The organism is Pseudomonas sp. LPH60 (assembly GCF_030718165.1).
Lineage (GTDB): Bacteria > Pseudomonadota > Gammaproteobacteria > Pseudomonadales > Pseudomonadaceae > Aquipseudomonas > Aquipseudomonas danubii.
Genome location: NZ_JAVAJH010000008.1, coordinates 234,840 through 247,739 on the forward strand (window position 1 = coordinate 234,840; position 12,900 = coordinate 247,739).

Below are 12,900 nucleotides of genomic sequence, written 5' to 3' on the forward strand. Positions count from 1 at the left end.
CGGCGAGGAACGCCTGCATGCAAGCCATCACGGGCGGCGCATCGGTACTGCTGCTGGGGCTGGACTTCGGGTCCACCACCAGCAGCGCGCTGATCGCCCAGGCCAGCCTGAGCAGCCACTGCATCACCGGACGCATGGCCCTCAACGAGCCACGGGTACTGTTTCGTGGCGAGCCGGTGTTCACCCCGTTCAAGGGCCAGGTCATCGATGAAGCCGCGATCCGGTCCCTGATCGAAACCTGGCTCGAACAGGCCGGCGTAAGCCCGCAACAGCTGTTTTCCGGTGGCGTGATCATCACCGGTCTGGCGGCGCGGCGGCACAACGCCCAGGCCCTGGCGCAACTGGTCGGCCAATTGATCGGCAACGCCCTGATCACGCGCGCCGACGACGGCGGGCTGGAGTCCTGGCTGGCCTTCATGGGCAGCTGTTCGGCGCTGAGCCGCTTCCACGCTCGGCAACCGATACTCAACCTGGATATCGGCGGGGGCACCACCAACGCGGCCTGGGGCCTGGATGGCAACGTCCTGGCCAGCGGCTGCCATTTCATCGGTGCCCGGCACTTGCAGTTCGAGCCGGGCAGTTATCGTCTCAGCGGCGTTTCGGAGTTCGGTCAGGCACTGCTCGATCACCTGGCAATCCGCAAGCATCCCGGACAGGTCCTGGAGCGTTCCGAGCTGGAGGCGGTGGTCAATTGGTACATCGATGCCCTGGTCGCCATTGCCGAAGGTGATCGCCACTTCTTTGCCGGCCCGCTGGGCCAACTGACCGAGCAACTGCCGCTGATCCTCCCTGCACGCAATGCCGACCCGGCCCTGACTTTTTCCGGTGGTGTGGGCGAGCTGCTCTATCGCCACCTGCAAGGCGAACCCATGCCCGGCACCACCTATTACGGCGATCTGGGCATCGATCTGGCCCTGGCCATTGCCCGCCAACCGCGACTGGTGCAGGCGGCCACCCGGCTGGTGCCGGAAAACCGCGGCCGGGCCACGGTCTACGGCCTGACCCTGCACAACACCGAGATTTCCGGCAGCACCCTGTTTCTGCCCCAGCCCGAGGTGCTGCCCCTCAAGGACCTGCCCATCGTCGCCCGGCTGCCCATGGATGCCACCGAGCAGCAACTGGACGACGCCCTGGCCCTGGCACTGAGCAGTTGCGACGGCGCTTGCCTGCAATTGCTCGACAACGGCCAGGCGCCACGACTGGAGGACATCCGACAGCTGGGCGCACGCCTGGCCCGCGCCCTGGAGCAGGCACGACCCGCCCCGGACTGGCCGCTGGTGCTGCTGTTGGAAAGCAACGTCGGCAAGGTCCTGGGCAACTACGCCACGGATTGGGGGCGCAGATCTTGCAACCTGATCGTCATCGATGAAGTACGCGAGCGTTCGGCACACTTCATCAACCTGGGAAAACCCCACCAGCACATCGTGCCCGTCGCCTTCTACGGCGTGCACTGAGCCGATGCCGGCCAAGGAGCGTCTTGCCATGTCACTCACCGCACTGCAGCACATCCGCCTTCCCGAAGCGCTTGCCGAACGGGCCTACAGCACCCGGGTGCTGGACCGCGAGATAGGCTTCGCCAGCCTCAAGGCGGTGCTCGGCGCCGCCGACATCAGCAAGGCCGGGGACCGGGTGGCAGGGCTCGCGGCGGCTGATGAAATCACCCGCGAGGCGGCGCGCAAGGTGCTCTCAGAACTGACCCTGGATCACTACTTCCAGCATCCACTGACCGATCGCCACGGCCGCATCGACAGCGTCATGCAGGTCAACTACGACATCGACCACAGCGTCTTTGGCGAAATCGCCGACCTGACCCTGGGCGCCCTGAAAGATCGCCTGCTGCGCAGCCATGGCACTGAAATACGCCGTATCGGCACGGCCCTGACCGGGGTCATGGTGGCGGCCCTGGCCAAGCTGCTGGACGTGCATGAACTGATCCTGCTGTCGAAAAAGCTCAAGAGCGGCGCGGCGGCCAAGGCCCGGACCCTGGTGGGCCTGCCCGGTACTCTGTCGTCGCGGCTACAGCCCAACCATCCCACCGACAACCTCAGCGGCATCACGCTGCTGGTCTACACCGGCCTGAGCATGGGCTCGGGGGACGCGCTGATCGGCCTTAACCCGGCCATCGACACCGTGGACAACATCAGCGCCACCCTGCGCCACCTGGATAAATTGCGTAGGGAAACCGGAGCGCCGACGCAGATCTGCGTGCTCTCCCACATCAAGACCCAACTGGCCTGCCTCGACCAGGGCGCGCCAGTGGAAATCATGTTCCAGAGCCTGGCCGGCACCGAACGCACCCTGACCGACGAGTTCGACGTCACCGTGCAGTTGCTGGATCAGGCCTGGCAGACCATGACCGAGCGCGGCCCGCTGCGCGATGTTGCAGAAAACTTCATGTACTTCGAGACCGGCCAGGGCAGCGAGCTGACCTACGGCAAGCACGAAGGCATCGACATGACCACCTGCGAAGCCCTGTGCTACGGACTGGCCCGGCGCTATCGGCCGTACATGGTGAACAACGTCACCGGTTTCATCGGCCCGGAAACCCACCTCGACAACTTCGAGATGACCTATTCCTGCCTGCAGGACCAGTTCATGGGCAAGCTGCTGGGGCTGCCCATGGGCATGGCGCCCTGCTACACCCTGCACTCCCAGGTGACCGTGGAAGGCCAGCAAATGGCCACCGAATTGCTGACCGCCGCCGGTGCCAACTTCTTCATGGACGTGTACCTGAGCACCGACCGCATGCTCGCCTACTTCGACACCAGCGCCCACGACAACCAGACCCTGCGCGAAGTCCATGACCTGGCGCCGGCCCCGGAATACCTGCGCTGGGCCCTGGGCAAGGGGATTTTCCAGGAGGACGCCCACGGCAACGTGGAACGCGGACCGAACTGGGGCAACCCGCGGATTTTCTGTGAGTCGGACATCGATTTCCAGCGCCTGCTGGAGTCCACCCCGGCCACCTACGGCTTCGACAACGCCGGCCCACGCCCGGCCAACGCGGTATCGCGGACCGTGCGCGCCAACCTCGCGGTGGCCCGAGAGGCGATCTACGTCGACCTGCGCCCTGCCGAAATCGCCGCCATTCCCCTGCGGGAACTGCGCACTGCCGCCCCGGACAAGCTGGCCCACCTGCAGGACCCGGAGTTGGGCGCGCGGCTGACCGAGGAGGTGCTACGGCGCCTGCAACCGGAATACAACGACGTGCAGATCGTGATTTCCGACGGCCTCAGCGCCGAGGCCATCCACCACAACATTCCCGAGCTGCTGCCGGTGCTGCTGGACGGTCTGCAGAGTCGCGAGCTGCGCATCGGCCAGCCGATCCTCGCGCCCTATGGCCGGGTCAAGCTGGCGGAGTCGGTGGGTGAAGCCCTGCAACCGCAACTGATCATCGTGCTGATTGGCGAGCGTCCCGGCGGCGATGCCCTGGCCTCGCGCAGCATGTCCGCCTACCTGGGCTACCGCCTGCCGGACGACCAGGCACGCCGCGCCGCCGCCCAGTTCAGCGGCAATCCGGACATTCGCTACGAATACACCGTGATTTCGAACATCTACAGCGGTGGCCTGCCACCGCTGGAAGGCGGCAGCCTAGTGGCGGAAAAGGCCTTTGCCATCCTCCACCACCGGGCTGCCGGAAACCGTCTGGAAAACCTGCTGAAGAAGGTGGCATCCTGATGATCCGCCAGCACTCGGCAACGCCCCTACATCGTTGAAACGGAGACTGAGATGGCCCAATTTTCCCACAGCGTAGGTTCTCAGACCTATCGCTTCGACAGCCTCAAGGAAGTCATGGCCAAGGCCAGCCCGGCCCGTTCCGGAGATTTTCTAGCCGGTGTCGCCGCCCTCAACGACGGCGAACGGGTCGCTGCCCAGATGACCCTGGCGGATATCCCCCTCAAGCACTTTCTCGAAGAAGTGCTGATTCCCTATGAGTCCGACGAAGTCACCCGGCTGATTATCGACAGCCATGACAAGCAGGCCTTCGCCACCGTCAGCCACCTCACCGTTGGCGGTTTTCGCGATTGGCTGCTCAGTGACGCCGCCGACGAGCAGAGCCTGCGTGCCCTGGCGCCGGGCCTGACCCCGGAAATGGCTGCCGCGGTGTCGAAGATCATGCGCGTGCAGGACCTGATCCTGGTGGCGCAGAAGATTCGCGTGGTGACACAGTTTCGCGGCACCCTGGGCCTGCGCGGGCGCCTGTCCACCCGCCTGCAACCCAACCACCCCACCGACGAGCCAGCGGGCATTGCCGCGAGCATTCTCGACGGCCTGCTGTACGGCAACGGCGATGCGATGATCGGCATCAACCCGGCCACTGACAGCATCGCCTCGATCTGCGCCATGCTGGAAATGCTCGACGCCATCATCCAGCGCTACGAGATCCCGACCCAGGCTTGCGTGCTGACCCACGTCACCACCTCCATCGAGGCCATCAATCGCGGCGTGCCCCTGGATCTGGTGTTCCAATCGATTGCCGGCACCGAAGCCGCCAACGCCAGCTTCGGCATCAACCTCAACGTGCTCCAGGAAGGCTACGAAGCAGGCCTGAGCCTGAACCGCGGCACCCTCGGGCAGAACCTGATGTACTTCGAGACCGGCCAGGGCAGCGCCCTCTCGGCCAACGCCCACTTCGGCATCGACCAGCAAACCTGTGAAACCCGCGCCTACGCCGTGGCCCGGCACTTCAAGCCGTTCCTGGTCAACACCGTGGTCGGTTTCATCGGCCCGGAATACCTGTACAACGGCAAGCAGATCATCCGCGCCGGCCTTGAGGACCACTTCTGCGGCAAGTTGCTGGGCGTGCCCATGGGTTGCGACATCTGCTACACCAACCACGCCGAAGCCGATCAGGATGACATGGACAACCTGCTGACCCTGCTGGGCGTGGCCGGGATCAACTTCATCATGGGCATCCCCGGCTCCGACGACATCATGCTCAACTACCAGACCACGTCCTTCCACGACGCACTCTATGCTCGCCAGACCCTGGGCCTGAAACCTGCCCCTGAGTTCGAACAATGGCTAGCCAGGACCGGTATCTTCACCCAGGCCGACGGCAAGGTGCATTTCGGCAACAACCTGCCACCGGCTTTCCGCCAGGCACTGGCCCAGCTGGGATAAGGAACAGGCACATGCAAAAACATCCGACCGACTCGCAAAATCCCTGGCTGGAACTGCGCCGCCTGACCCCCGCGCGCATTGCCCTGGGCCGCACCGGCACCAGCCTGCCGACCGGTGCCCAACTGGATTTCCAATTCGCCCACGCCCAGGCCCGGGATGCCGTGCACCTGCCCTTCGACCACGCCGGCCTGAGCGCCCAACTGGCCGAGCGCGGCCGTGACAGCCTGCTGCTCCATAGCGCCGCTACCGATCGCCACAGCTACCTGCAACGCCCCGACCTGGGGCGCCGGCTCAGTGATGAATCGGCCCAGAGCCTGCGCGACTACGCCAGCGCCCATCCCGGTGGGGTCGACCTGGCGGTGGTGGTGGCCGATGGTCTGTCGGCCCTGGCGGTGCATCGCCACACCCTGCCCTTTCTGGCGCGCATGGAGGAACAGACCGCCGCCGAAGGCTGGTCGCTGTCGCCGGTGATCCTGGTGGAACAGGGTCGGGTAGCGGTGGCCGACGAGATTGGCGAACTGCTGGGGGCGAAGATGACTGTGATCCTGATCGGTGAGCGTCCCGGGCTCAGTTCTCCCGATAGCCTGGGGTTGTACTTCACCTACCAGCCGAAAGTCGGGCTCACCGATGCCTATCGCAACTGCATCTCCAATGTGCGCCTGGAAGGCCTGAGCTATGGCATGGCCGCCCATCGCCTGCTGTACTTGATGCGTGAAGCCTGCCGCCGGCAATTGTCGGGAGTAAACCTCAAAGACGAAGCGCAAGTGCAGACTCTGGACAGCGACTCAACGGCAGACATGAAGGGCAACTTCCTTCTGGGGCCGCCCCAAGCGTGATTTTGCAAGACGATTGCGCTTTTTTTCCGCTTTGGGCAGCATCGGAACACGGCTGCCCGAGTCATCCAACCTGTGCCGTCACATCCACTTGAAGTTGAGAGCCACCATGCGGATTACTCAAGCAACCCTCGAGCACCTGGATCTGTTGACCCCGTTATTCGTCAAATACCGCGAGTTCTATGGCGCCCTGCCCTATCCGGATTCGTCCCGGGCCTTTCTGGAAAAGCGCCTGCGCCGCAAGGAATCGGTGATCTACCTGGCCCTGGCCGATGATGACAGCAACAAATTGCTGGGTTTTTGCCAGCTGTACCCAAGCTTCTCCTCCCTGTCGCTCAAGCGCGTATGGATTCTCAACGACATCTACGTCGCTGAAGATGCCCGGCGCCAGTTGGTGGCCGACAACCTGATGCGCACCGCAAAGAAGATGGCCAAGGAAACCAACGCCGTCCGCCTGCGTGTGTCCACCAGCAGCAACAACGCCGTGGCGCAGAAAACCTACGAGTCCATGGGCTTTCGCGAAGACAGCGAGTTCAAGAACTACGTCCTGCCTCTCAGCGATAGCTGATCTCACCAACAGCGGCCTGCGGGCCGCTTTAGTCCCTCAGGCCGGGGATGATCCCAGGGGGCCTGCCGCGCTTTGCACGCCGAAACGCCCCGCTACAATCTGAACACGCATTTCACCTCTCTGCCTTTATAATGGCCGCCCTTTTCGGCGCGTAAGAAAAGCTACACGTCCTTGTAGTCCCTTTCTCCGAGTCATCGCACAGGCCTGCCGAGCCAGGCTGTCACCACAGGTGCCCCCATGGATTTCAACCCGATCGACCTAATCCTTCATCTCGACGTTTACCTCGACATGCTGGTGAAAAACTACGGGACCTGGATCTACGCCATCCTGTTTCTGGTGATTTTCTGTGAAACCGGCCTGGTGGTGACGCCGTTCCTGCCCGGGGACTCCTTGCTGTTCATCGCCGGCGCAGTCGCTGCGGGCGGCGGCATGGACCCGGTGCTGCTGGGGGGCCTGCTGATGCTGGCGGCGATCCTCGGTGACAGCACCAATTACGTGATCGGGCGAACCGCGGGCGAACGGTTGTTCAGCAATCCCAATTCGAAGATCTTCCGTCGCGACTACCTGCAGAAAACCCATGATTTTTATGAAAAACACGGTGGCAAGACCGTAACCCTGGCGCGCTTCCTGCCGATCATCCGCACCTTCGCACCGTTCGTCGCTGGCGTGGCCCGCATGCCCTACCCACGATTCTTCGCTTTCAGCGTGATCGGTACCATCCTCTGGGTCGGCGGCCTGGTGACCCTGGGCTACTTCTTCGGCAACGTACCGTTCATCAAGAAAAACCTGTCGTTGCTGGTGGTGGCCATCATCCTGCTGTCCCTGGTGCCGATGATCATTGGCGTGCTGCGCAGCCGCTTCGGCCGCAGCGCTGAAAAAGCCGAAACCCGCTAAACACCATGTGGTCCCTCAGTGCCTGGCGCCGCAAGCGCCGGCTGGCCAAGCACCCGGTCAGCGATGAAACCTGGCAGCGGGTGCGCCAGCACCTGCCCTTCCTCGACGGCCTCAGCGTTGCCGAGGACCAGTGGCTCAGGGAAGCCAGCGTGCTGTTTCTCGATGACAAGCACCTCACCGCCCTGCCCGGCGTGCAGCTGCATCAGGAACAACGCCTGTTGCTGGCAGCCCAGGCGCAACTGCCATTGCTGCACCTGGGCGACCTGAACTGGTACCAGGGCTTCCATGAAATCATTCTTTATCCCGACGACTTCCTCAGCCCCCAGCGCCACCGCGATGCCAGCGGTATCGAGCATGAATGGGACGGCGAGCACAGCGGCGAAGCCTGGCAACAGGGGCCGATCATCCTTGCCTGGCCCGGGGTGCAAGCCAGCGGCGGCTGGGAAGCCTACAACCTGGTGATCCACGAACTGGCCCACAAGCTGGACATGCTCAACGGCGACGCCAATGGCCTGCCGCCGCTGCACAGCGACATGCGAGTCAGCGACTGGGCGCAGGTGATGCAAAGTGCCTACGACGATCTCAACCGCCAGCTCGACCATGATCCGGACGCCGAAACCGCCATCGATCCCTACGCGGCGGAAAACCCGGCGGAGTTCTTCGCCGTCACCAGCGAATACTTCTTCAGTGCCCCGGACTTGCTCGTGGCGGCCTATCCGAAAGTCTATGAACAGTTGCAGCTGTTTTATCGGCAGAATCCATTGGCCCGACTGCAGCAACTTCAAGCTGAAGATCCGGTCTATCAAACGCATCACTAATGTCCTGTCGCGCCGATACGTTGTTCATCTGAAGGCCAGTTGAAAGACCACTGCACCGCCTGCCGACCGATGGCAAAACCGCCGGTCGCAAGGCTCGCCCGAACATGTCTGCGAGACAGTACAACCAAGGTTCTACGACCCTTGGCACGTAGCAACGGTTGCGGAGTGTGTCTATAATCGCCGCCACTTTTTGGTCAATCCGGCCAAGTCATTTGGTCAACTAACGGGGGCAACGCCCAATGAGCTACAGCAAGATTCCGGCGGGCAAAGACCTGCCGAACGACATCTACGTCGCTATCGAAATCCCGGCCAACCACGCGCCGATCAAGTACGAAATCGACAAAGACAGCGACTGCCTGTTCGTTGACCGTTTCATGGCCACCCCCATGTTCTACCCGGCCAACTACGGCTTTATCCCCAACACCCTGGCTGACGACGGCGACCCCCTCGACGTGCTGGTCGTGACCCCGTACCCAGTAGCGCCAGGCTCGGTGATCCGTGCTCGCCCAGTGGGCATCCTGAACATGACCGACGACGGCGGCGGCGACGCCAAAGTGATCGCGGTTCCTCACGACAAGCTGTCCCAGCTGTATGTCGACGTGAAGGAATACACCGACCTGCCAGCCCTGCTGCTGGAACAGATCAAGCACTTCTTCGAGAACTACAAAGACCTCGAAAAAGGCAAGTGGGTGAAGATCGACGGTTGGGGCAATGCCGATGCAGCCCGCGCCGAGATCCTGAAGTCGGTTGCCGCCTATAAAGGCTGAGAAGCAGCGTTAAGCTTCGAGCGACAAGCTTCAAGAGAAAGCCCCGAGTGATCGGGGCTTTTTCGTACCTGTTCCCCCATCACAATCGTCCTGCCAGCCAACAAGGCCGCACCAAACACGCACCCGGCAACAAATTCCCACGCACTATTTTCGTCCCCAGGGCCTCTGGATAGCGCTTCGCACTGGGAATTGCCGGCGAATATGCGTATGCTGCGCCCCACATTTGCGCATCGACCCTCCCTGCGGTCAGATCGCCCGACGAAGCGGATGACTTTCCTGCCCAGTCCCACAGCCAGCCGCAAGAGCTGGGTGTACGTTTTGAAGGCTGGTGCGGTTTACCAAAAATGAACCAAGCCAGTCCCCGAGAAGCCGGCCACAAGCCGGCTTTTTAATTACACCGAAATAATCCTACCCAATTCTAAAATCTCCCTGATAGCCTATGCACAAAAAGGTCTGGAACCAACAAGGTACGGGGCAAAAAACACCGAGCACTACCTAGCACCCCCTGCTACAGGTCATATCTGCAGTTTTTCTAAGAAAGGATTATTTATGAATGTCACCGTTTTCGGCACGGGCTATGTTGGGCTTGTCCAAGGAGCTGTGTTGGCTGAAGTGGGACATCATGTGGTGTGCGTTGATGTTGATCAAAATAGAATCGAAAACCTGAAAAAAGGAAAGATTCCGATCTATGAACCGGGTCTAGAGGCCCTAGTAACAAATAACTACGCGGCTGGTCGCCTACAGTTCACGACTGATGCAGCCGAAGGTGTGATGCATGGTGATATCCAGTTCATCGCGGTAGGTACACCTCCCGACGAGGATGGCTCAGCCGACCTCAAATACGTCCTGACGGTAGCTGAAACCATCGCGACAAACATGCAAAACTCGAAAATTATCATCAACAAGTCGACCGTACCTGTAGGTACAGCTGACAAAGTGGGGGCGTGTGTTGCCACAGCCCTCTCCAAACGCAACAGAGCTGATCTTGGTTTCGATGTTGTTTCAAACCCAGAGTTTCTGAAAGAAGGTTCTGCGGTAGCAGACTGCATGCGTCCTGATCGTATTGTGATTGGAACGGCGAGCAAACGCGCTGAAGATGCCATGCGCGAACTCTATGCGCCCTTCAACCGCAACCATGAAAAAATCATTATCATGGACGTTCGCAGCGCGGAGCTGACGAAATACGCAGCCAACTGCATGCTTGCGACAAAAATCAGCTTCATGAACGAAATGGCCAACTTGGCGGAAAGACTGGGCGCTGATATTGAAATGGTTCGCCAAGGCATCGGTTCCGACCCGCGCATCGGCTATCAGTTTATATATCCAGGTGCAGGTTATGGCGGCTCCTGCTTCCCCAAAGATGTCCAAGCCCTGGTTCGAACCGCTGAATCCATAGATTTCGACGCAAGGGTTCTCAAAGCTGTCGAGCATCGTAATAACGAACAAAAGCGCGTCTTATACCAAAAAATACTCAACCATTTTAAGGGTGAGCTAAAAGGTAAGGTCTTTGCGCTTTGGGGTCTGAGCTTCAAGCCCAATACCGACGACATGCGCGAAGCTCCCAGCAGAGTATTGATGGAAGCGCTATGGGCAGCCGGAGCTATTGTTCAAGCGTTCGACCCAGAAGCAATGAGTGAGGCGCAGCGGATTTATCAAGACAGGGCCGACCTTCGCCTATGCCTAAGCAAAGAGGCGGCACTGGAGGGAGCGGATGCCTTGGTAATCATTACTGAGTGGCAGGCGTTTAAAGCTCCCGATTTCGGGCTGATTTCAGCGAAACTTAGTCAGCCGGTTATTTTTGATGGTCGGAACTTATACGAACCGACAAGAATAGGGGGCTTGGGCTTTGAATATTATGCAATTGGTCGTTAGTACAGACTATAAATTCCGTGAATAAGTTAACTTTATTATTGCATAAGCTCACACCTAAATCTGTTCTAAAAAAACTACAGCTTAGGGCCGACTTACAAGTTATAGCTTACAATAGCGGCTGGCTTCTACTTGACAAAGGCCTTCGCCTCCTACTTGGATTGTTTGTTAGTGCATGGGTTGCGCGCTACTTAGGACCAACTGAACTTGGAGAGCTTTCTTATACCATTACTTTGATTGCATTCTTTCAAGCCATAGCAAGCTTAGGTGCGGAATCCATCGTAGTTAGGGATATATCTCATAAAAGCTCCGATGCAGGCGAGATACTTGGCACAATTTTTGTTCTGAGACTGGTAGTTGGGCTTCTATGTTGGCTAACTATAATTGCGTTCTTAATTGTAACGAACGGACTCCACGAGCGTATAGTCCTACTAGCAACTCTAGCAGGCTCGGTTTTAGTCTTTCAAGCTGCCGACACAATAGATCTATGGTTTCAAAGTCAAAATCAAAATCGAAAAACCGTAGTTGCAAAAATGATTGCCTACTTACTATCAAGTAGCACGAAGATTGCACTAATATTATACGAAGCACCCTTGGAAGCTTTTGCAGCAGCTATCGCGCTAGATATGGCGTTTACCGCTATTGGCCTTTATATAATTTACAAAAAATCTGCAAAAAAGAATAGATGGCTGGCAACAAAAAAGTGTGCTCGTAGAATCCTTCGAGAATCATGGCCTTTTATCATTAGCGGGCTATCCATCATGACCTACATGAGAATAGACCAGTTAATGATTAAAAACTCCCTCGGAGCCGAGGCTCTTGGACTTTACTCCGCCATGCTCCCACTATCTACTTTGTGGCATGTCATACCAACGACGCTGAGTATCGTTCTACTTCCATTTATATCGAAGAAAAAAATAGAAAGCGCTGAAGCATACAACAATACACTTCTAAGTATATTCAGATATTTTTTGGCCTGCAGTGTAACAATTGCAATAGCAGTATCAGCACTATCACCCTTCATAATTACTGCACTCTACGGCCCGACATATAAAGACGCCGCTGCGATACTTAGCATTCATATATTTACAATCATACCCGTTTTTCTCGGAGTCGCACGCAGCCTATGGATTGTAAATGAAAGAAGATCAATGCTGTCGCTTTACTCTACACTTATTGGTGGCGCCATTTCTGTAACCTCTAACTGGATTCTGATACCGATACTGGGTATGACAGGAGCCGCGATTGCAGCAGTAGCTTCTTATTCCATCTCAGCAGTTCTCCTAACCGCCATATTTGATCCTAAAATATTCCTTATGCAACTAGGGATTCGACATTCGGAAAAATCATGAAAAAAAAACTAAAGAGCATCATAAAAGGCATCTTTAATCGCCACTACTACTCAAATAACTCATACGCACAAGAGGGGGAAGATTTAATTATCGACAGACTTTTAGAGAAAAAAAATAAAGGATTTTATCTTGAAGTAGGTTGCCATCACCCATTCCGCTTTTCAAATACATACTTCTTCTACAAGAAAGGCTGGAGTGGACTCTGCATTGACCCATTGCCTGGAGTAGGTGAAGAATTCAGTCGTTGGAGAAAACGAGATACCATTATCGAGAAAGGTGTCTCAAGCACAGAAGGCCACTTAATGTATTATATGTTTAATGACCCTGCGCTGAACACTTTCGACGAAGCTCTCGCTAAGAAAAGAGACGGCTTCCACGGATACAGACTTATTGAAAAAAGGAAAATTCAAGTTAGCCCACTTTCCTCCATTATCGAAGATAGCGGCTACAATGGAAAAATTGACTTTTTATCAGTAGATGTTGAAGGTCTTGATCTTGAAGTTCTGCAATCCAACAACTGGGAAAAATATCGCCCCAAAATTGTAGTTGCCGAGTCTCTTTCCCAAGAAGTAGTATTTTTCAAAGACCGCATATATCAATACCTCCAGGATCTGGACTATAAATTTTATGCAAAAACAGGTAACAGCTTAATCTTTATCGACGCTCGAGGTTAAT

At 57.8% G+C, this 12,900-nt stretch carries 11 protein-coding genes; all 11 read left to right on the forward strand.

From position 1 onward, the window contains the following. The first annotated feature begins 17 nt into the window (after window positions 1-17). The 11 genes from Q8O96_RS26335 to Q8O96_RS26385 all read left to right on the forward strand — a co-directional run bounded on the left by Q8O96_RS26335 (window position 18) and on the right by Q8O96_RS26385 (window position 12,899). A complete protein-coding gene (locus Q8O96_RS26335; RefSeq protein WP_207166620.1) occupies window positions 18-1,454 on the forward strand; it encodes an ethanolamine ammonia-lyase reactivating factor EutA in 1,437 nt (478 codons plus the stop codon). Between the two features lie 28 nt (window positions 1,455-1,482). Continuing rightward, on the forward strand, window positions 1,483-3,678 hold the full coding sequence (locus Q8O96_RS26340; protein ID WP_305949719.1) for an ethanolamine ammonia-lyase: 2,196 nt from the start codon (window positions 1,483-1,485) through the stop codon (window positions 3,676-3,678). Window positions 3,679-3,729: 51 nt separating this feature from the next. Then, entirely contained in the window at window positions 3,730-5,124 is a 1,395-nt protein-coding gene (locus Q8O96_RS26345) for an ethanolamine ammonia-lyase subunit EutB (protein ID WP_102865327.1), read from the forward strand. Window positions 5,125-5,135: 11 nt separating this feature from the next. After that, the gene (eutC, locus tag Q8O96_RS26350) at window positions 5,136-5,960 is read left to right on the forward strand and encodes an ethanolamine ammonia-lyase subunit EutC (protein ID WP_102865326.1); all 825 of its coding nucleotides are present in this window, start codon (window positions 5,136-5,138) and stop codon (window positions 5,958-5,960) included. A gap of 106 nt (window positions 5,961-6,066) precedes the next feature. After that, complete coding sequence (locus tag Q8O96_RS26355; protein WP_102865325.1) at window positions 6,067-6,525, forward strand: N-acetyltransferase; 459 nt, start codon at window positions 6,067-6,069, stop codon at window positions 6,523-6,525. 237 nt (window positions 6,526-6,762) lie between these two features. Then, window positions 6,763-7,419 carry a DedA family protein gene (locus Q8O96_RS26360; protein WP_102865324.1) on the forward strand — a complete coding sequence of 219 codons (657 nt, stop codon included), beginning with the start codon at window positions 6,763-6,765 and terminating at the stop codon, window positions 7,417-7,419. A gap of 5 nt (window positions 7,420-7,424) precedes the next feature. Continuing rightward, the gene (locus Q8O96_RS26365; RefSeq protein WP_305949720.1) at window positions 7,425-8,237 is read left to right on the forward strand and encodes a zinc-dependent peptidase; all 813 of its coding nucleotides are present in this window, start codon (window positions 7,425-7,427) and stop codon (window positions 8,235-8,237) included. 239 nt (window positions 8,238-8,476) lie between these two features. Then, entirely contained in the window at window positions 8,477-9,004 is a 528-nt protein-coding gene (gene ppa, locus Q8O96_RS26370; RefSeq protein ID WP_011063696.1) for an inorganic diphosphatase, read from the forward strand. A gap of 549 nt (window positions 9,005-9,553) precedes the next feature. After that, window positions 9,554-10,876, forward strand: a complete 1,323-nt coding sequence (locus tag Q8O96_RS26375) for a UDP-glucose/GDP-mannose dehydrogenase family protein (RefSeq protein ID WP_102865322.1) — start codon at window positions 9,554-9,556, stop codon at window positions 10,874-10,876. 17 nt (window positions 10,877-10,893) lie between these two features. After that, window positions 10,894-12,225, forward strand: coding sequence for a flippase (locus tag Q8O96_RS26380; protein WP_180988633.1), 1,332 nt, complete (start codon window positions 10,894-10,896; stop codon window positions 12,223-12,225). Further along, window positions 12,222-12,899, forward strand: coding sequence for an FkbM family methyltransferase (locus Q8O96_RS26385; protein WP_102865320.1), 678 nt, complete (start codon window positions 12,222-12,224; stop codon window positions 12,897-12,899). Before Q8O96_RS26380 ends, Q8O96_RS26385 begins: the two co-directional genes overlap by 4 nt. Window position 12,900 lies beyond the last annotated feature (1 nt).